Annotated in this window: 18 protein-coding genes and 1 pseudogene; 2 read left to right on the top strand and 17 right to left on the bottom strand. The window is 58.9% G+C overall.

The genetic code is table 11. The features are described 5' to 3' along the window. Positions 1-202: 202 nt before the first annotated feature. Positions 203-655 carry a TetR/AcrR family transcriptional regulator gene (locus tag AC5ZGW_RS27900; protein WP_207230993.1) on the top strand — a complete coding sequence of 151 codons (453 nt, stop codon included), beginning with the start codon at positions 203-205 and terminating at the stop codon, positions 653-655. Between the two features lie 156 nt (positions 656-811). Here the strand turns inward: AC5ZGW_RS27900 and AC5ZGW_RS27895 are convergent, their stop codons facing one another. The 14 genes and pseudogenes from AC5ZGW_RS27895 to AC5ZGW_RS27830 all read right to left on the bottom strand — a co-directional run bounded on the left by AC5ZGW_RS27895 (position 812) and on the right by AC5ZGW_RS27830 (position 17,548). Beyond that, a complete protein-coding gene (locus tag AC5ZGW_RS27895; protein WP_207230992.1) occupies positions 812-2,188 on the bottom strand; it encodes a carbohydrate porin in 1,377 nt (458 codons plus the stop codon). A 160-nt stretch (positions 2,189-2,348) separates the two neighbouring features. After that, positions 2,349-3,368 carry an alpha/beta fold hydrolase gene (locus AC5ZGW_RS27890; RefSeq protein ID WP_165435147.1) on the bottom strand — a complete coding sequence of 340 codons (1,020 nt, stop codon included), beginning with the start codon at positions 3,366-3,368 and terminating at the stop codon, positions 2,349-2,351. A 26-nt stretch (positions 3,369-3,394) separates the two neighbouring features. Further along, a complete protein-coding gene (locus AC5ZGW_RS27885; RefSeq protein ID WP_130225164.1) occupies positions 3,395-4,558 on the bottom strand; it encodes an MFS transporter in 1,164 nt (387 codons plus the stop codon). Positions 4,559-4,842: 284 nt separating this feature from the next. Further along, positions 4,843-5,487, bottom strand: a complete 645-nt coding sequence (locus AC5ZGW_RS27880) for a response regulator transcription factor (protein WP_130225163.1) — start codon at positions 5,485-5,487, stop codon at positions 4,843-4,845. A 69-nt stretch (positions 5,488-5,556) separates the two neighbouring features. Then, positions 5,557-5,931 carry a response regulator transcription factor gene (locus AC5ZGW_RS27875; protein WP_130225162.1) on the bottom strand — a complete coding sequence of 125 codons (375 nt, stop codon included), beginning with the start codon at positions 5,929-5,931 and terminating at the stop codon, positions 5,557-5,559. Next, positions 5,928-8,099 (bottom strand): PAS domain-containing sensor histidine kinase, encoded by a 2,172-nt coding sequence (locus tag AC5ZGW_RS27870; protein WP_165435146.1) that lies wholly within the window; start codon positions 8,097-8,099, stop codon positions 5,928-5,930. Before AC5ZGW_RS27870 ends, AC5ZGW_RS27875 begins: the two co-directional genes overlap by 4 nt. 603 nt (positions 8,100-8,702) lie before the next feature. Further along, positions 8,703-9,746 carry a LysR family transcriptional regulator gene (locus AC5ZGW_RS27865; protein ID WP_130225160.1) on the bottom strand — a complete coding sequence of 348 codons (1,044 nt, stop codon included), beginning with the start codon at positions 9,744-9,746 and terminating at the stop codon, positions 8,703-8,705. A 553-nt stretch (positions 9,747-10,299) separates the two neighbouring features. After that, positions 10,300-11,760, bottom strand: coding sequence for an FAD-binding oxidoreductase (locus tag AC5ZGW_RS27860; RefSeq protein WP_130225159.1), 1,461 nt, complete (start codon positions 11,758-11,760; stop codon positions 10,300-10,302). 308 nt (positions 11,761-12,068) lie between these two features. After that, positions 12,069-13,270: pseudogene (locus AC5ZGW_RS27855) on the bottom strand (cupin domain-containing protein). Positions 13,271-13,647: 377 nt separating this feature from the next. Further along, entirely contained in the window at positions 13,648-13,941 is a 294-nt protein-coding gene (locus AC5ZGW_RS27850; RefSeq protein WP_130225158.1) for a hypothetical protein, read from the bottom strand. Positions 13,942-14,021: 80 nt separating this feature from the next. After that, positions 14,022-14,465, bottom strand: a complete 444-nt coding sequence (locus AC5ZGW_RS27845; protein ID WP_245474644.1) for a GlcG/HbpS family heme-binding protein — start codon at positions 14,463-14,465, stop codon at positions 14,022-14,024. Positions 14,466-14,614: 149 nt separating this feature from the next. Beyond that, positions 14,615-14,995 carry a c-type cytochrome gene (locus AC5ZGW_RS27840; RefSeq protein WP_130225156.1) on the bottom strand — a complete coding sequence of 127 codons (381 nt, stop codon included), beginning with the start codon at positions 14,993-14,995 and terminating at the stop codon, positions 14,615-14,617. A gap of 31 nt (positions 14,996-15,026) precedes the next feature. Further along, positions 15,027-16,787, bottom strand: coding sequence for a GMC family oxidoreductase (locus tag AC5ZGW_RS27835; protein WP_130225155.1), 1,761 nt, complete (start codon positions 16,785-16,787; stop codon positions 15,027-15,029). Between the two features lie 11 nt (positions 16,788-16,798). Beyond that, entirely contained in the window at positions 16,799-17,548 is a 750-nt protein-coding gene (locus AC5ZGW_RS27830) for a gluconate 2-dehydrogenase subunit 3 family protein (RefSeq protein ID WP_130225154.1), read from the bottom strand. A gap of 462 nt (positions 17,549-18,010) precedes the next feature. Between AC5ZGW_RS27830 and AC5ZGW_RS27825 the strand changes: the two genes are divergently transcribed. Beyond that, positions 18,011-18,370 (top strand): hypothetical protein, encoded by a 360-nt coding sequence (locus AC5ZGW_RS27825; RefSeq protein ID WP_130225153.1) that lies wholly within the window; start codon positions 18,011-18,013, stop codon positions 18,368-18,370. A gap of 130 nt (positions 18,371-18,500) precedes the next feature. On the opposite strand, the gene pcaG is transcribed toward AC5ZGW_RS27825, so the two are convergent. From pcaG to AC5ZGW_RS27810, 3 genes are read right to left on the bottom strand one after another with little or no spacing between them, the layout of a single operon-like run. Beyond that, complete coding sequence (gene pcaG / locus AC5ZGW_RS27820; RefSeq protein ID WP_130225152.1) at positions 18,501-19,106, bottom strand: protocatechuate 3,4-dioxygenase subunit alpha; 606 nt, start codon at positions 19,104-19,106, stop codon at positions 18,501-18,503. Further along, positions 19,103-19,807, bottom strand: coding sequence for a protocatechuate 3,4-dioxygenase subunit beta (gene pcaH / locus AC5ZGW_RS27815; RefSeq protein WP_130225151.1), 705 nt, complete (start codon positions 19,805-19,807; stop codon positions 19,103-19,105). Before pcaH ends, pcaG begins: the two co-directional genes overlap by 4 nt. Before the next feature lie 49 nt (positions 19,808-19,856). After that, on the bottom strand, positions 19,857-20,396 hold the full coding sequence (locus AC5ZGW_RS27810; RefSeq protein ID WP_130225150.1) for a 4-hydroxylaminobenzoate lyase: 540 nt from the start codon (positions 20,394-20,396) through the stop codon (positions 19,857-19,859). Positions 20,397-20,421: the final 25 nt, after the last annotated feature.

The following is a 20,421-nucleotide window of genomic DNA, read 5'->3' as shown; positions in this document are numbered from 1 at the left end:
GGCAAATCGCGAGGTCGTTTTCGGTTTCGCAACACAATCAACGTGCGGTTCAGCCCTCGCAACTTCTTGCTGGTTCGCACGAATACCGTGAATGAACGGCATAACCTTGAATACAGGACCGATCGGTCCTACATCAACGGGCTTCCTCTTGACATTATGGACCGGTCAGTTCACATCTAAGTGATGGACGGAACGGTGTGACATGGCACGCCCCCGAGGGTTTGATGAGACCGAGATCCTCGGCAGAGCGCTGCGGGTGTTCTGGCGCCAAGGCTACGAAGGCGCCTCATTGAACGATCTACTCGACGCGACGGGCCTGACGAAATCAAGCCTGTACGCCGCATTCGGCAGCAAGGCGGATTTGTTCCGCCGGGTCGTTGAGTACTTCTACTCCGAACACCTTGGATTTCGCCAGAATGCATTGGACGAACCAACACCTCGACGAATCGTGGAACGCCTCCTGTTCGGTACGGTCGATCTCCACACCGGACCGAATACCCCGCCGGGCTGTCTTGAGACAGGCGCCGCGCTTGCGTGTTCACCGGAAAACGAACCTATTCGCAAAGAACTCATCCAAAACCGCGCGCGGTTCAGCCGCCTGCTGCGGCAGAGACTTGAAGCTGTGAAGGATCAGGGCCGCTGCCTGCCGGCATGACGGCCGAAGATGCGGCGCAGCTTGTCGGTTTGACGGTTCAAGGCATGGCAGTCCAGGCGAATGCCGGAGCGACGAGGAATGATCTTCGGCGAATTGTACGTGCATTTTTGCTCAGCTGGCCCGAAAGCTAATTCGACCCAAGACTGGCCAAGAGACTCAGAAACTCGCCGAGGTCTTCAATCCAAAGATCAAGGCGTCCTTGTTCTGACTGATACCGCCGGGATGGATGACATGCTGGACGTTCGGACGAAACAGCAGACCGCTCGTCGGGCGGAAAGTGTAGTACAGCTCCATGACATACTCGCTTCCCTGGACCGGGACGGGACCGAGGCCTATCTCATTCTGCAAAATCTGGGCATCGGCCACGCGGCTATTTACATGCGTCATTCCCACGGCGAAGGCGATATCATCGTTGGGACGCGAGCGGAAGAGACCGGTATACATCAAGCCACCGGCAACCTGAGCATCTGTTCTCGATGTCCGATCGTCTGCTATGGTTGCATTGAGAAAGGCACTCAAGCCACTCTTGGAATTCGGAGCAGACAACGGCGTGAGCTGCTGGGAAATGCTGATATAGCCACCGAAGCGCCCGCGGCCCGCGATCGGTGGCAGGCCAGTGACTGCAAACGGATTTCCGTTGATGTCGCTGACGACGTCGTTCGCGGTGGACGTGTCGTACCAGGCCCCGACCTTGTAACTTCCAGGCAGCTTGCCACCGAAATTTGGAAGCCACGCCAATTCCACTGGAATCATGGCCCCCGTAGAGCCCGAGAAGAACGCCGGAACGACCGCGGCGCGCAGACCCAGATATTTCGGATTCACGTCATAGACGCCGACCTGGAAATATCCGAATCCGGAGAAATTGAACCTTAATCTGGTTGCCCATCCGCTCACTGGCCAGTTGAGGATGTAGTCACCGAGGATATTGCCTGGAGGCGCACCGCAGAACGTCAGGTTCTGGAAGTCGCATGAGAATGATGCGAAGTCCTCCCCGAAGGTCATGCGTCCCACTTTCCAGTCGACCGCGCCATTAAGATACTTCTGATCGAACCAGAACTGCGTGAGGCGAGCCGTCTGTCCCCGTCCGAACACCTCCTGGACCAGTTGCAAGGTCCGGAGCCCCGCATCTTCGCTCAGATTGTGGCCGGTGCGTTCGGTAAACGTCGCCTGAAAGGTCGCATCTCGAACGCCGAAGAGGCGGTCGAGATCCAAAGTTGCTCCTGCCGTGTATTGATCGGTATATGTACCGGTGCTTCTGACGCCGCCTGTCGCGTTGTAGGCAAATTCGCTAGTGTACGAGAACTGAAAATCGATGCCGAGATTCTGGAGCTGAGTTCGGGCACCGTTCCAGTCACCGAGCAACCAGGGAACAGACTGGGATTGCGATGCACCCGCCTGGCTTGCGACGAGGGCTGGAGCGTGAGTGGCGGAATTTCCGCTCGCGATCGACTGCGCCGCTATTGGGCCAGATAGGAGCATGGCAAAGCCGAGTAATTCAAGCCCCAAGGCTAATGGCCTCGCTGCACCGCGCATGCCCGCCTATCTCCAAGTCGGCCAGAGATGCGATTATACAAGTATCACGCATTCAGACGTAGCGCTTCCCGTATCGCGCCACGCCTGACCTGTTTCAACCCACAATGACGGAGGCCACTTCCATCAAGCAGCCTCCATTGCGATCACCATATACATCCGATCAGCTGTGTCGCTGCCAAAATTGGCTCAACTGACCAACAATGAAATCCGGCTTCTCTTCAAAAACCCAATGCCCGCATTCCTCGATGACACCACCTTCTGCGTTGCTGGCGATCGCCTTTGCCGAATTGATGCAATGATCACCAAAGGATCTCCGACCAGCCCATGCCAACATTGGTACGGCAAGCTTGCTGCGCGTCAGCTCCTTCGTCTGGTCGGCCATCTGCGGAATGTAGCCGTAATGATTCAAGCTGGCCCGAAGGTTACCCGGCTGCCGCATTTGCATGACATAGAACTGGACTTCTTCCTCGGAAAGACCGTCCGGATTATACGCAAAATCTCGGAAAAAATGCCGAAGATATTGCTCTTCACGCCCTTCGACCAAAAACCTCGTAACATCCATGTTCATGTGCATTCCGAGATGCCAATAGGTTACACGAGGGTCCACATAACCGGGAAAGCTTAGTCCGAAGAATGGGGTTTCGATGGTGGCTAACGACCAAGCTCGGTTTGACGCCAAGTATGCCAGCGCCACCGAAGGTGGGCCGCCCAGATCATGGCTAAGAATGTGAAAGCGCGTAACGTTCTCCGCATCCAGTAAGCCGATCATATCTTGCGCGATGGTCTTCGGCTCATAGCCATCATAGGGCTTGTCGCTGTCGGCGTATCCTCGAAGATCCGGGGCGATGAACGTAAAGCTGTCGGCAAGCCGTTCCATAACCGGAAGGAACTCGCGGTGGTTTTGCGGCCAACCATGCATGCACAGAACCACCGGCCCGCGGCCAACCGTGACGTAGTGAAGGGTTACGCCATTCGTTTTGACACGCTTGTGCATCAGCTTAACGGAGTTGCCGACCGTAGACGCACTTCGCGTCTCCTCCGACGGCGCCGCGATTCCTTGTGCGGACTGAGCCAAAACAGTCCCCGCCGTCGGAATCGTGGCGGTGGCAATCGTTGCTCCGGCAATTGTCATAGCGCCACGCCGCGTCATATTATTCGCCTGACTCTCGCTGTCCTGCATTGTCACTCCTCCTAGTTGGGTCTTTGTCATGCGGTGACCGGCTGCCGGTGGAGCGCAACCGTAGTGATCAGTAGTGCGATGATCGCCATCGCGATTGAAGCGTAAGGCGTCATCAACAGCCCCGGCCCTTCCAAGAGCTGTCCCCCAATGAAAGACCCGCCTGATATTCCGAGATTGAACGCTGCAATATTGAAGCCCGACGCGGTCCCAAGCGCATCCGGAGCCACTTCCCGCGCGGTCGCGACAACTCCAGCCTGCATCACCGGAGGGATGGCGAATGCAAACGCCCCCCAGATCGCGATCACCGCGAACGTCGCGACCTCATTGTGGATCGCCAATAGAAGCAGGAAGAAAGAGACAATCAGCCCGCACAGCAAGACCATCATCGCGTTGCGCGTACCGGCAAAATCGCTCAGCTTTCCGCCGGCCAGATTTCCGGCGACGGTCGCTGCACCAAAAAGCAACAATGCGATGTTGACGCTCTCCTCCGGCACGCCGGTGACCTCAGTCAGCAACGGCGACAAGAACGTGAAGACCACAAAAGTGCTGCCGAACCCGACCGCAGTCAGCAGGTACATGGTCGCCAGACGTCGATTTCCGAGAAGGCTCAGTTGCGCGGCGAACGGCGCAGGCTGATTATAAGTGATCTCGCGCGGCAGAAGCCAAAGCAGACCAAACACTGCGACCGTTCCGAGAGCGGTGATAACGAGAAACGGCGTCCGCCAGTTGAATTGTTGGCCGATCCACGACCCGATCGGCACGCCAATGACCATGGCAACCGTAAGCCCGCCCATCATCACCGCAACTGCGCTACCGCCCCGCGATTTGGAAGCAAGGGACGTCGCACATGCCGCCCCTACGCCGAAGAAGACTCCGTGAGCAACAGCCATCACGATGCGTGACAGCAGCAGCGCGCTGTAATTGGGAGCTAAGGCCGCCGACAGATTGCAGACCGTGAAGATCACCATAAGACCGATCGCCAATCCACGCCGCGGGAGTGCGCCAGTAAGTGCAGAAACGACTGGCGTGCCAAGTGTGATCGACAGCGCGTAGAAGCTGACGAGAAGGCCCGCGGCAGAAATTGACACGCCTAGATCGGCTGCAATGCCTGGAAGAAGACCCACAACAACGAACTCAGTCATACCAATCGCAAAGGTCGCAGTAGCAAGTGCGTAGAGGGCGGCTGGCATGGCGTTCTCTTGATCTCAGGAGCAAGGCCAGAGGTAGGGCACCGCGGGAGCGAAGCCGGTTACTATTTTGGACCTAAGGTGCCGGTTCCTGGGCATTCGGCTTGATCATGCGAGTTAACCCAAAAAGCCACCTCGCTGCCGCTAAGCTGTAAGATCTCGAGCGCTTACGGAAGTGAAGCCTCTTCAGTCGCCAGATGAGCATGATGCACTACGCCATTCGATTGCAATCATACTTCATTGCAACCATACGGCTATTTGAAAATACATCTCGACTTCTGGACTGATCAGAGAGCCTCGCGTTGCGGCCCTTGCGCATGTGCAAGGTCGAGCTTCGCCGCAACGTTCACCAATTCCGCGAAGGAAGTGACATTCATCTTGCGCATCACTTGGCCACGATGCGCTTTGACCGTTATCTCGCTGATGCCGAGTCTGCCGGCGACCTGTTTGTTCAAGAGACCGCAAACGATCAGAGCCATCACTTCCCGTTCACGGCGACTGAGCAAGAGATAGCGGTCCCGCAGCGCTTGCATCTCCGCCTCGATCCGAAGCGCGGCGCCGCTCCTCTCGATGGCGTGATGTATGGCGTCAAGCAGCGTCGTGTCGCTGAAGGGTTTGGTGAGGAATTCAACAGCGCCCGCCTTCATCGCCTGCACCGTCATCGGCACGTCGCCGTAACCAGTGATAAAGATGATCGGCATGTCAGGCCGGTCGACGCTCACCTGCTTCTGCAATTCGAGGCCATTGAGCCCCGGAAGGCGAACATCCAGGACCAGGCAGTTAGGAACGAATACACGCGGGCGCGAGAGGAACTCCCGTGCGGATTCGAATGTCTCCGGCTTCCAACCCGCGTTGCGGATCAGCAACTCAAGCGACTCTCTTACGGAGATGTCATCGTCGACAACGAAAACGATCGCATTGTCGTGCGACATAGCGAGTCTGCCCTCCACCACCGACTTCATCGTTAGCGCCCCCATTTTGAAGTGCAAGGGCCCTGTCGGTCAACTCGTCCCGAGGGCGGCGTTGAGTGCTTCGAGCAAAGCCGCGTCGCTGAATGGCTTGGAGAGGCACTCCACGGCACCTTGCTCCAGCATGCGCGGACGCGTCAGTTCGTCTCCGTGTGCAGTAATGAACACTATGGGAATTTGGTGACTGAGACGTACTAGTTCCTTTTGAAGTTCCGGACCTGTCATGCCCGGCATGGCGATGTCGAGGATCAGACAGCTTGTTTGACCTACATAGTCCGACGCCAGGAATTCTTCCGCGGACGAAAACGCCTGAGCCGCGTAGCCGAACTCCCTCAGCAGGTCGGGCAACGACTCGCGCACGGATTCATCGTCATCGACGACGGACACAAGTGAAAGCGCCACCATCATACATTCCTCGTGACGCCGTTTCCGTCGAGCGTCCCTTTGGCGTCAGGACCGCGGACGCTGGTCACACCCTCGGAGACCCGAGGTATAGAAAACGAAAACGTAGCCCCCGGGCCATCGTTCAATGTCGCCCACAGGCACCCATGGTGGTTCTCGATTATCGAGCGACTGACGGATAGTCCAATTCCCATCCCGCCTTGCTTAGTCGTGTAGAACGCGTCGAACAGCCTCTCTATCGCTTCGAAGTCAAAACCAGGTCCCGAATCTTGCATACTCAGGCGGACACAATCGATTTCGTCTTGTGCTGTCTGGATTATAAGTTCTCTCGATCGATCATCGATCGTGCTCATCGCATCCATGGCATTTTGGAGTAGATTCAAGATCACCTGCTGAAGCTGAATCCGATCGCCCGTGACAAGCGGAAGGTCTTCGGTGAGTTCCGTCCGCAAAACAATACCATCCCGGTGAAGTCTGTTCAGCGATAGCGTAATCACTTCGCGAGTCGCCTCGTTCAGGTCGACTGGGCCCGTTACAGGCGCGTTCCTGTTAAAGAGCGCGCGCAATCGCGCTACAATCTCCGATGCCCGGTTGCCGTCCCGAATCGTGCGCCGCACAGTTTCCCGAGCGCCAGCGACGTTTGGAGGATCCGCGGCCAGCATACGCAGGCAGGTGCTGGCATTGGTGACGATGCCCGACAACGGCTGGTTGATCTCGTGCGCTATAGACGCCGTAAGCTCTCCCATCGTCATGACGCGCGCCATATGCGCGAGCTTCCCCTGCGTATCGCGTAGCTTTTCCTCAGTACGCTTGCGGTCCTCAATATCAGTGTTGATTCCGAACCATTTGATAACGTTGCCGGAACTATCGCGTAGCGGGTTGACCCGGAACAAGAACCATCGATAGGTACCATCGAAACGGCGTAACCGCGCTTCCTTCTCTCCCGCCTGCCGCGACGCCATGATCGATTGCCACGCATGCGCGACACCGTTCCGATCGTCAGGATGAATCGCGGCAGTCCACCCCCAACCTTGGGCCTGTTCCAAGCCGAAGCCCACGTAATCCTGATAGTGCTGATTGAAATATTCGGCAGAGCCGTCCGAACTGGCCGACCACACGAGCGCAGGTATCGTGTTGATGATCAGATTGAGATCGCGCTCGCTGGCCCGCAACGCCTCCTCAGCGCGCTTGCGATCTTCGATATCGATCTGCAATACGCACCACCGCACGATGCGCCCGTTGTTGTCCCGCAGCGGAAAGCCGCGGACGTGGAACCAGCGATAGACGCCATCGCTGCGGCGGTGGCGACTTTCGACTTCGTACCGATTTCCGGTTTCGACAGCCTGCCTCCAGGCGTTGATAGTGGGTGCGAGGTCTTCAGGATGAACTGCGTCAGTCGCGCTCCAACGCTTCAATTCCTCAACGGAACTCCCAAAATATTCCAGAACAGGCCGATTGACGGCCTCGACCTCGCCATCCGCGGTCATAATGGCGAGGGGAGCCGGGATGGCGTCCACGACCAATTGAATATCGATTTCGCGTACGCGCAACGCTTCCACCTCTCGCTTGCGCTCTTCAATCTTCCTTCTCAGGTCTTCGTTGCTGGCAGCAAGCTCTTCGGTTCGTTGTGCAACTTGCTGATCGATGACGTTCGCGGCCTGCTTCCGTTCGTCCAAGAGGCGCGCCTGTTGTAAGCCGATCACCGCGTGCCTCGCCGCAACACTGAGACGAAGCCTCTCTGTGTCGTCGGGAAAATCAGTCCGCCGAGACGCAGCGACCAACACTCCGAAGTCAGCCTGCGGCCCCAATTTCAACAGTACGATCGACATGTCGATGCCACAAATGGCAATTTTTGCATGCGACGGCCATTTCTGCAGATCGGACCCCAACGAGCCGTCCAGAACATTCCCGATCTCCGGCGGCCCGAGCGATTTGTCTCGCTGTTGCGCCGTCCGCACTATTTCGATCGGCGCGGTGCCGGCGGATTCACTGCACCGCGCGTAGACGAACTCAAGCTGGAGCATGACAAGAAGCACGTCCAGCAGATCAGAAAGCGGTCGTGATGAGGAGCCATCCTGGTCCGTGGCAGGGAGAGCGAGGATCTTGTTGAGATCATCGATACAGCGCTGAAGACGCGCTCCTGATTCAACAGAATATTCGGCACTGAGTACCATGGGCTGCCGCCTAGCATAACGCGGTCCGCTCCGCTCGCGGTTCGTGAAGTTCACGCCCAACGTTTTCCGGTCGTCGAAAGCCCGGGTTCTTCCGCAGGATGCCGCCGGTGAAGCCGAAAGCGTTCTTGTGGCATGAATTACCATGTCTCTCGCAGTTATCGCAAGACGGCCAATCCTCGGCATCGTTTGGTGACTCTGTATGCCATTCCCAAGCATCGATCCGACCGACGGTTGGCCATCCGCTTTATTTGACAGACGATGCCGCTCTCGAATTTTTCTAACTCTTCCCTTGATTGCGCGTGTTAAGGCGGCAGCGCCGAATGAGATTGCCGCTGCAAGCCTCAGCTCGCGCTGGCGAACGCGCGACACTCGACCAGGCGGGAGCCGGACAATGGATGCACCCGTGCCGTTCCACACGTATAGGGTGCCTTGGCGACAAAAGGCTATCGTACTTTGGTGTTGGTTTGCCAAATGCATCGACGATGCGCGGGAAATGCGAATTGCAACGCTTGCTTGTCGGGCTGAGGTCTCGCCGGTTCGATCAGGAGCAGATTTTCGCAAAGCTGGGAAGCGCTGAGAATGAGGCGTAACGGACGATCTGTCCTACACGCCCTCTGCAACGCGGAGACACGGAGCCGCCGAATTGGATCGAATCGGTGGTGAGAATTCGGCCAGACCAACGCGCAGAGGTTCGGTGGAGCGCCTAACCATTTCGCGCAGCCATTCTTGTGGCGCATCACCTGCAGTCCGCTCATGCCACAGAATGCCAACGTCTACAGGGGTGGTTTCGTAAGGCAATTCATAGATCGACAGCGGGTGCATACGTGCCAGCGAAGTGGCGAGCGGTCGCGGCACGATCGCAGTCAGGCCCGTATGCTCAAGCAGAGAGGGAAGTGCAAGAAAGTGCGGCAGCAAAATCCGCATGCGAGGGCTTCGCTCGGATCCCGAAAACGCCTCTTCCAGAGCAGCTCGATCATACATTTCCGATCGCCGAGCCAATCCGCGCTCCGATACAAAGCCGTCCACAACCCCTTCATGCTCGCCGTGCAGCGAGACCGCCGCGATGGAAAGACTTGAAAGCGTTTCGAGCGAAAGCCTTCCGAACTTTCGTGAGGAGTTGACAATAAGAACGTCATCATACGCAAAAAGCGAGCTCAAGCAAAAACGCGCAGGCACATCAGAGAAAGTTCCGATTGCTGCATCAATCAGCCCGAGATCGATTTGCTCGGTGAGATCTATCCGGCTGTCGGGCCGAACGATCAAATCAATCAGCGGCGCCTCTCGCCTCAGCAGATGAAGGAGGTCAGGGACCATAATCATTGTTATGAAGTCGCTCAGCGCTATGGTGAACCGCCTCGCCGAATTTCGTGGCTCGAATATTGGCAACTCGATCGCAGCTTCGAGGGATTTCCATGCTTCGCGTATCAGCGGAGCCATCGAAAGGGCCCGCGCCGTTGGCTGCATTCCAGTTGGCGTGCGTATAAACAATTCGTCGTTCAACATCTCTCTGAGCCGGGCCAGAGCGTGGCTAACGGCAGACTGACTGAGGCACATCTTCTGACTCGCCCGCAACACGCTCCGTTCTTCCATAACCGCGTCGAAAACGCGCAAGAGATTCAGATCGACTCTATTGAGGGACATTGTCATGGGTACACCGCGATGATGACAGCTTCAGGCTTCACAGCACAGTTCAGCCTGCGGTTCACTCTGACCCTTCTGGTAGCTTGCCAACGGATTTGGCACGGATAGACCCTTCTGCGCTTCCTGCTGGTCGTCGCACCCGGCGCAAAGGCCAGCACAGCTTCGGAAATCATAGCTGCACACCGACGCTCGGAGCGTAGGGGCTTCGATCCGAGTGTGAGACTAGAGCGATCGAGATCCACGGCTCAATTGGACCTTGGTGTCATTATGGTCGTGCCAGCCGACTTCAGCGCGATCCCTGCAACGAACGCTGGGGGACAACTACCGCCGGTTTCGATGTCCGAACCTCTGCTGGCCAGCCGCAAGGCCACCACTGCGACAATTTGAGTAAAGCGAGAAGGAAGGCCGTTCACTCGATGGACGATTGATCTCAAATCGAACACGCCGGTGGGGCAAATTTGGTGGAACCGATCGAGCGATATTCGTGCTTTCTGGAAATCGAGATAGCTGAGTCCAGGAGTCATCAGATCTTCACCGGCGCACCAGCGTCGGCTGGCGGCTACAATGCCATGTCACTACTCGCTCTTTGCGCATCATTTTCGGCGCGCGCGACGTCTACGATGTTGTGGTTCATGCGGAACAGGTTTCGCGGGTCGTATTGCCTCTTGATCGCGACCAGGCGGTCGTAGCGTTCGCGGCCGTATATGGCGCGTAGGTTCTCGGGGGTCGTGCCCTGATGGGCGCTGAGCAGGTTGGGGACTATCTCGTCCTGCACCCACGGGCGCATCGCGTCGAGCAGGGCGATTAGCTGTTCTTGCAAGACCGGGGCTAAGTCGGGGCGGCCGCCACCGGAGGCGAAGAGCGACCAGCGTCCGCTCCGACCGGGCACTGCGTCCGGTACCGCAGGCGGTCGTCCGAGCGCGCCACCGAGGAGCCGCAGTTCGACAAATCCCAGCCGCGTGTCCGAGTTAGTGCCGAGCACGGAGAGCATCGCGTCAACAGCTTCGCTGGGGAGGTCCCGCAGCATTGCCGCACGCTCGACCCACGGAACGGGCGTAGGTGGGTCCAAGAATAACGAGCCGGCCTCGCGGTAGGGTAGCTCGGCGATCGTATCCATCACCGTGGGTGCGATCTTGCGCATTGGCGCGAGCACCCGTTCGGCTTCTTCCGGCGCTCGGAGCGAGGAAAATCGTAGGTGCATGACGAACGTTCCCCGTAGGAATTCCGGCACCTCCGGCAGCGGAGACCGGCGCAAGAAGGCGACGGAAGAACTCGTATCCGTCGGCAGGTCGACCAGCCACTCTCGCCAGGTGTGCAGCACCTTTGCGGCGTGTTCACCGGCAAAGAAGAGGCCGCCGCCGTAGAAGCGCTTGACCGGAAAGAGCCTGAATTCCAGAGCGGTGACGACGCCGAAGTTGCCTTTGCCGCCGCGCAGCGCCCAGAACAGATCCGGCTCTGAAGAAGCCGTGACCCAGCGCAGCCCGCCATCCGCGGTGACAATCTCGATCGCCTGTATGTGGTCGGCGGCGTAGCCATACCTGCGGCCCAGGATCGGGCTCGCCCCGCCGCCGAGGTGGTAGCCGACGACGCCCACGGTCGGCGAGCTGCCGCTGGCCGAAGCGAGCCCATGCTTGTCGGCCTCATTAAGGACCTCGCGCCAGCGCGTGCCACCTTCGGCGCGGGCGACTCGTTGGGCAGGGTCTATGCGAATCGCATTCATCCGGGACATGTTGACCAGCACCGCGCCCGCGGCTGAGCGGACCATCTGATGCCCGGTGGCGAGGACAGTTATCGGCATGTCGCGTTCCGCGGCGAACCTCACCGCAGCCTGCACGTCGCCTACGCTGGCCACGCCGACGGCGACAGCCGGTCGCACTGGGCTCATGAGGTTGAAGGTGGCGCATTCGGCTTGGTAGCCGACGTCACCGGGCATCAACACCGGTCCTGTCACCCGGTTCGCAAGATCGGCAATTTCGGCGGCTCTCAGCGCAACCGGCGCCACCGTCTCATGCACGATCATATCTCTCAACTCCCCATTGGGATCGTGATGCCGGACGAGCGAGACTCCTCCGAAACACCTCCGCGCGACGCGGTACCGCACGGCTCGCGAAGAGGTTCTCACTCCTATATCTTCTTGGTAAGATAAGTACAATGCCGTCCAGTAAAACGGGTGTGATCCGCATCGAAGGGCCACCTTGTTACGGCCCTGATTGCATTTGCAGTTAGTTCGCCAGCATGTTGACTTCACATCGACAGAGTCCATGCGGGCTCGTCGTCCTTCAATCGACAGCCGGCGTCCCCAATGATCCCGCCCGACGACGATCGACCTTAGTGCGGAACGACCGGTGCCTTCGTCTTGCGTAGGTTATCCATCACTTCTCGATCCAGGTTCAGATGTGCATCCACCAGCGGCGACGGAGTCAATGCCATCCACGTGTCCAAAGAGAAGTCGACAAAGTAAGGACTCTTGAATGTCTCGAGGAAACGCAACGGGCCAGCGCCTGTGTTCTCCAGATAATGGCCCATCGCGACCGGCACGTAACCGACATCGCCGGCTCGCAGGTCGAAGGTGCGCGCCTGGCCCTGCCCCGCAAATACGCCCATGCGCGCTTGCCCCTCGATGACATAGAGCCACTCGTCTCCATTCGGATGCCAGTGCAGCTCGCGCAGACCGCCCGGATTGACCTCGACCAGTGCCGCTGCCGTCGTGGTGTTGACCGGAAACACGGAGGAATCGCTGATCCGCACCGTGCCGCCCGATGTCTTGATGGGATCCTGTGCCATCAGCCGGAAACTGAAGCTGTGCGACACGGGCGTGGCGCCCGGAATGCTGTCCCCGCTGAGCGGGCCCGGCAAGGGAGCCGGGAAGATGTAGCGCTGGCTTTCATCTGGGGTGTGGTCGAACAACGACGCCGGCACCCCAAAATTCTTGCCGAGCACCTCGTTCGGCGTGCGCTTGAGCCAATCGGCGATCATGAAGGTGTTGTCTTCATCGAAATCACCATCGTCGAAGACGAGGAGAAATTCGCAGCCGTCCGGACCGAGGCCTGGATGGAATGCGGGACTCCGGAAGGGAAGAACCAGAGGTCGCCGGCACCCACGTCATCGACGAAGTAACGCCCATTGGCGTCGACGGCCGTAATGCGGGCCGTGCCGTAGAGCATATAGGCCCATTCGGAAGCCTTGTGCCAATGCATCTCGCGCACGCCGCCGGCATTGAGCCGCATGTTCACGCCGGCAAGGGCCGTCGCAACGCCGAGTTCGCACCGCGTCACCTGGCGGGTCCAGCCGCCTGTCTCGAGCCACATATGCGCATCGGAAAACGAGAAACGCAGGTTCGGCAAGCTGCCGTGATCGGTCGAGGGCGGCACGAGCATATCCGGGTTTTGCCGGTCCCGCGTCAGATCACGAGGGCCATGATCGGTGCCGCCGCGACCTGGCAGCTGGGGCTGCGGGACTGCGTCTGCGGATTGAGCCTGCGCGATAGCGGTTGTCGTGAGAAGACCTCCGGCGGCGGTCGCTGCCAGCATTTTGCGACGAGAAACGCGATCCACGATTTTGTGTCCTGTGGTTCAAGGCTGAAGACTGGCCTCTGAACGCGCGCCTGGTCTCTTCACAGCTCTATCGATTGGTGACTGTGGATGCGGGGGGCGCGGCCGCTCAGCCCATGTAGCTAAGTGGGTGTACGGACCTCTCGGCAGAATTGAAAAGGTCGCAGTATCACTGTGCACGTACCGCATCGGCTCGACCCCATGTGCAACTCGATCGCGCCAGTGAACGCAGTCACCATCCGCGCGCAACAAGTTGATTGCCGCCATGTGAGATGAAGGGAATACTTCAAGATACGTGAATGCGGCGATCGCCCCTGCGATCACGGGAGTGCGACCAGCCTACGCACAACCAATGATCAATCTCGCGTCCGAGACTCGGGATCTTCGTCAGTATCGGACGGAACGATCCTGGCAGGCTCATCGTAGCCCGAGCGGCTGCTGTAAAAGAGAAGAGCCATTAATCCGATGCCAAACACGAGAGACAACAGTATCCCGATTGCCATCGCCATATATCCGAATGCAGGAACAGCTGTCCCGGCGGCCGATGACCATCCCATGATGGCAAGAACGATCACAGCGGCCAGCAACATCAATAGGATGCCGACCAGGACGTACCCGCCGATACTTAACGTTTGCACATTCGACGCCATCTCTCGCCAAAATGATCTCCACCAAGACACCCAAACATCGTTCATACTTGTTTGTTCGCGGAGAAATGAGAGACGCTCAACTAACGCTTCAGTGCCGCTAGTCCGGCTTTCGCGATCTGGACATCATGATCGGGAGTGTCGAAGCTCGCGCCGATGCCGCCAATGACCTGCCCATCGACCACGATCGGAAGCCCACCTTTCATCTCTGTAAAATCACGCGCCGTCACCGCCGCGAAGCGGCCATGATTTATGGCGTCCTCCAACGCTTCGGTGGGCTTCTTGAAGAGCGCTGCGGTTCGCGCCTTCCCTGGCGCCAGCTCCACACTCGCAACATAGGCTGCGTTGTCCATCCGCACCAATAGGATCGGCCAGCCGCCATCGTCGACGACGGCAATTGCGCCGGCGAGTTGATTGCGTTCGGCCTCCGCTCTTGCGGCGGCTACAATCCGTTCTGCGGTCGCCAAGCTGAGAACCTTCTTATCCAGAAGCTGAGCCATCGACGGGCGTGGTTGAAGCATGGTCACCGCCAAGAGAACTGCAAGCGCAAGTCCGATCTTCTTCTTCATGGAATCGTTGTCCTCTCTCGGTCAGCAGGTTGGGGCGACGACTAGCACCCGCGATCATCGGGACAATCTAGCCAGATCAGCGTTTCCGATCATTGCAGCCATGGTATTCATTTCAGCGTCTCAAGATAGGCGATAAGATCGGTTCGCTGCTGCTGATCCGCAATTCCGGCGAACGGCATCACCGTGCCCGGAACAGCCTTCTGAGGCGCCGCAATGAAAGCGTCGAGCGATTTGTCATCCCAAACGATGCTAGCCGCCTTCATCGCCCGGCTATAATGGAATCCCGGCAGCGAACCCGCGTGCCGTCCCAAGACTCCGAGCAACCCTGGCCCCATCCGATTGCTCTTGTCCTTTGCATGGCAGGGCGCACATTTCGCGAAAACCAGCTCGCCCTTTGTCGCGTCTCCGGCTGCATTCGCGCTGTTAATCGGCGCCGACACCGTCAACAATAAACCTCCGATAGCAATTATTTGGTGGACGGTACGCATGACTGGTTCTCTCAGTTGCTAAGGCGAGTTATTAGAGGTTCTGCGGACGCTGCGCGTAGCGAACGAGATCATCGCCAAGCCGAAGCGCCAGCGCGCCGAGCGGTCCCGTCGGGTTGTATCCGGCGTTGAAGGGATAAACCGAGGCGCCCACGACAAACAGATTCTGCGCGTCCCAGTGCTGAAGATGCGGCGATACCACACTCGTGCGAGGGTCGGCGCCCATGATGGTGCCTCCGGTCACATGCGTTGTCTGGTAAAGTCGCGAATCGTAGGGTCCCTTCCGCGGCGATGGCGTCCCTACGATCGTAGCACCGCTGGCGCGCGCGACATCAAGGGCCTTCTTCGTGAGATAATCCGACATGCGCAGCTCATTTTCGCGGATGTCGAATGTCATTCGCAGCAGCGGCTGACCGTACGCGTCCTGATATGTCGGGTCGAGGTCGAGATAGTTCTCGCGATGCGGGTACCAGCTTCCGTGGACGTAGATGTTGAAGCTATGCGAGTACCAGTCCGCGTTTGCTTGCTTCCATTTGCTTCCCCATTGCGGGGTGCCAGGAGGCAAGATGCGCTTGGTGATGGGACGGCCGCTGGTGATGTTTGAATAGATGTATCCCCCGCCGAAGAAGCCGAGACCGCCATGATCGAAATTGTCTCCGTTGAACTCATCGATGCAGGTTTGCGAAGCACCGGAGGCGAAGAACGGATTGATCCAGCGATCCCTAAAATGAACGTTGACGCCTGACATCGTCTGATGACAAAAATTCTTGCCGACGACGCCAGTGCTGGTCTTCGGATCGTAGGGCGTTCCGATGCCTGACAAGAGCAGTTGCCTCGTGTTCGACATCGTAAACGACGCGAGAACGACGATATCGGCTGGCTGCAGGTACTCCTCGCCGCTGAGCAGATCGATATAGCGGACGCCGCGGACCCGCTTTGCTTGGTGGTCGTAGTCAATCCTGGTGACATGCGAATGAAGCCTGAGCTCGAACCCAGGCCGTTTGAGCAGCATCGGATACAGCAAGACCTGGGGGCTTGCCTTGGCGTTGGCCTCGCAAATGAAGCGCTCGCAGTGGCCGCAGAACTGGCATTGGCCGAGTTGCATGCCGTCAGGGTTGGTGTAGGGATTGGGCGAATTTGCCGCCGCCATGGGGAATGGCTTGTGGCCGAGGCTCTCGGCGGCTTTCGCAAAAATCAATCCGGCCTCGGTCGGCGGCAATGGCGGCTGAGGATATTCGTCCTCGCGCGGCGCCTCAAATGGATTTCCGCCTGGCTGGATCTGGCCGCGGATATTTCCGGCCTTCCCGGAAATGCCGAACAATTTTTCCCATAACGCGTGATACGGCTCGAGCTCGGCGTAGGTAACGCCCCAGTCCTGTACCGTTAGTTCCGGCGGAATGGCGTTCTTGCCGTACCTGTATTCGAGCCGCGTCCGCAGGATCGGATCATATTCGGCCCAACGCCAGGTCTGGCCATTCCAGTGATTGCCGGCGCCGCCCATTCCTTCGCCGGGAAGAAAGGCTTCCATGCGCCGAATCGGAAGCGCGTCTTCGCTGCTTCCGTGGCGCAACGAATAAGTCTCGATCGACCAGTCCTGGACCAGCCCCTCATGGACGTCCCATCGCAGCTCGTCCCGCTGATTTGGCAGCTTGGCTTCCGCCGCACCCGTGTGATCGCCGCCACGCTCCAGAACGAGAACGTCGATCCCCTTTGCGGTAAGCTGACGCGAGATCAAGCCTGCGGTAAAGCCGCCGCCGCAGATCACGACCGTTCGCGATTTCAACGTTTTGACCATCGAATCCATCCTCAGCCGAAATCGCCGATCGCTTTCGGATCCTGCGCCGCGGGATATGGCTTGCCGCGAAACTGCACCATGTCATCCGCATGCACCGCCGGCAGACCGGGATAGCCAATCATGCGCCAGAACGCCTTGCCCACGTTGCCGCCATAGATCGGATCAGCGAAACAAGCCTGCACGAAAAGGGGGTACACCAGTTCGTTGAACCAGGACGCCAGCGGCAGATCCGCGTCCTCGATCTTGCCGGCGGCGAGATCCTGCAAGAATGCGTCGGCCTCGTCCGGGCTTAGTTCGGTGAAGTCTCTGCTGAATTTCCGCTGCGCCGCCTTGTTGGCGGCGGCGAGACCGAGCTTGAAGAACTGTTCAGGGGTTAGCGGCAACTGATAGCCGTGTTGCGGTTTACCCGGCTTCCAGGGTCCATGCTTATAGAGACGTTCGCCCTTTCCGAAACCGCCGGCGAGCTGACGATCGATATAGACCGCAAGTCCGCAGTCGACGCCGCTCGGCGTGAGATGGTCGGCCGGACACATCACATTGACCAGCGCCTCAACGAAACCGGCTTCATCGGGACCAAGGGATTGATAGCCGGCTTCCGGCGCGGGCAGACTTCCCGGCTCGCTCGCTCCACCGGAACGAACGACGTCCGTATCGTCCGCGCCCGCGACCGAGGCCGATGATAGAGAAACGGCTCCTGTAACCGCTGCGATTCCTTGCAGAAATCCGCGGCGGCCAAGCTTGCTGTTGGTCTTATGGCTCATTGATCACTCCGGAACGGGCACGGCCAAAGCAAACATCCGATCGATGTTGCACCGATCGCATCAACATCAGCATTTGCACGCTACCGAACGTTCACGGAAGTGAAACGATTGCAGTTTGCAAATGAGCACGCTGCACGTCTGACGTTCGATAGACATGTTGGTGCACGACACGGCCTCACTCAATGGCAGCACTTGCGCGGCGACGCGCTCAGCCGACAGGCCTTTAGGGATTGATTTGCCCTACTGGCGCATTTCTCTGCCGCGGCTCCACGAGAATGCGGCGTGCAAGATCGCCGCTACCTGCTGTAACAGCATAGTGACTTGGCTTGGCGGAATTTTATCGAACCGCCTACGGCGGCCAGCCTACACCTTCAGAATCAGCATAAGGCGCTAATGGGACCTCGAATGCTTCGCAATTGTGAAGTTCACGCTATTACCAGAATAACCTTCGGAGAGAATGTCATGAAACGGCTTCTGCATGCAGCCGTAATCGCCGCAATGGGATCGCTCCTCGTTACCAGTGCCGATGCAAGGTCTGCCTATGATGGCCGTTGGGTTCTCGTGTTCGTCACACAACACGGCCCTTGTGATCCGACGTACAGCTTCGCCGTCAACATCATCAACGGGATCGTGACCCATCCGAATCTGGTAAACTTCAGAGGGCGCGTGGCTCGATCTGGCGCAGTTCGCGCCTCCGTCACCGTCCATGAGAAATATGCTTCCGGATCCGGTAGGCTCGTTGGTCCATCAGGTCGTGGAACCTGGAGCGGCCATTCGGGCAAGGGGCGCTGCGCAGGCTATTGGATCGCCCAGCGCACCTGACAAACCTGCGCAACACCCACGACATCCGGCTCAAGGTATCGCTTGATGGACCGTCATCGGCTTTCCGTCGAACAGTGCTGATCGCTGTCATCCAGCGGGCGTGCTCGTGGAAAATATCTAGTCGCAATCGTTAAACATCGAAGAACGCTGTCTCGTTGTCGCCCTGCAGGTGAATGTCGAGCACGTAGCTCGGATTGGCTGCGCCGGCCTTGTGCCTGGCGATCAGCGTCGCGCGGCGATCGGCCGGCACCAGCGCCAGCACGGGATCGGCGGCGTTGGCCGCCTCGTCGTCGAAATAAATCCGCGTGTAGAGATGCAGCAGCATGCCGCGCGCATACACCGCGAGCAGGATGTGCGGCGCCTGCGGCGTGCCGTCCGGATCGGGCACCTGCCCCGGCTTGATGGTGTCGAAGGAATAGCCACCGCTGGCATCGGTGCCGACCCGGCCAAAGCCCTTGAACGCACTGTTGGGCAACGCGCGGGCATCCTGCGGGTCGGAGAAGCGGCCCTGCGCGTCGGCCTGCCAGATCTCCAGCATGCAGTCCGGCACCGGCACGCCTTCGCCGTCGAACACCGTGCCTTCGACGCGGATGCGCTCGCCGGAAACATCCGGCGTGATCAGGTTGTTGGTGAAGGCATCGTTCCAGGCGTACTCGCCGTTCGGCGTCAGGCCGTATTTGAAATACGGGCCGACCGTCTGCGATGGCGTGATGCCGTCCGGCCGCTGCTCGCTCACTGTCTATTCTCCATCGGCGTCGCGTTCCTGCCGCGCAGGACAATGTTGAAGCGGTAGCACAGCGCCCATTCCGGCTGGGTGTTCTCGAGATCGAACGACGAGATCATCCGCGCGCGCGCCTTCTCATCCGTCACCGAGTTGAAGATCGGGTCGAACGGAAACAAGGGATCGCCCGGAAAATACATCTGCGTCACCAGGCGCGAGATGAAGGCATGGCCGAACACCGAGAAATGGATGTGGGCCGGGCGCCAAGCGTTGTGGTGATTGCCCCAAGGATAGGCGCCGGGCTTGATCGTGATGAACCTGTAATAGCCGCTCGCATCGGTCTGCGCGCGGCCGGCGCCGGTGAAGTTCGGATCGAGCGGCGCCGGGTGCTGATCGACGACATGGATGTAGCGGCCGCAGGCATTGGCCTGCCACAATTCAACCAGCGTGTTCGGCACGCCGCGGCCGTCCTCGTCGAGCACATGACCGTGCACGATGATGCGTTCACCCAGTGGCTCGCCCTTGTGCTGGATGGTGAGGTCGTTGTCCTTCTCACGCACGGTCTCATGGCCGTAGACCGGGCCGATCAGTTCGGAGAGCGTTTGCCGGATCGGGATCAGCGGCCTCGAGGGCGCGCGCTTGATCGAACTCCTGTAGGCGGGAGACAACAGCGCGGGATGGATGCGCTTCGAAGCGGCCGGATAGATCGACGTCATATGCTTGCTCCAACAGCGGCGGCGCCACCTGGCGTAGCTCGATCAGCAATCAGGCTGGTGCTTTGAAGTCGTAGGAAATGCGACCAGCGGGAAGATAAAACAATGCGATGACCGCCCCGCCCCTGACCTCGGGATAGTGGCGGCTCCCAGGATCAGGCGCTGTCCAGCCGGGCCCCTGCCAGCCCTGCAATCCCTTCAGCTCGGCGCCTTTGTTCAAGGGCACCACAAGGTTGAGCTCGCCGTAGGGATGGCCGTGATACTGCCCGCGCAGGACGTCATGATCGTCCTCATCCTTGAAGCGGTGCGGATCGGCGCTGTTCATGTAGACGGCAGTGATGCTGAACTGAAACGTTTCGGCCGTCGGTTCGAGAATGCGGCTGCGCCGGTAATTCGGGCCGTCCACCTCCTGGTTCGCTGCCCAGCCTTCGTCGACGCCGATCTTGATCAGGCGAGCCAGTTCCTGATAGAGCGAGCTCTCCTCTCCATACTTTTCGTTGAGCCAACGCTCCATCTCGGCGCCGGGCGTCATGTCCTTGACTTCCCGGAGAAACGGAATGCTGCGCTGGATCAGTTGTTCTCGATTTCCCATGGCCGTCTCCTTTGACCTTCTCGAT

It is taken from the genome of Bradyrhizobium sp. Crot121, assembly GCF_059512385.1.
Note: the sequence above shows the minus strand (reverse complement) of the source record. Positions and strands in the feature narration are given on the sequence as shown.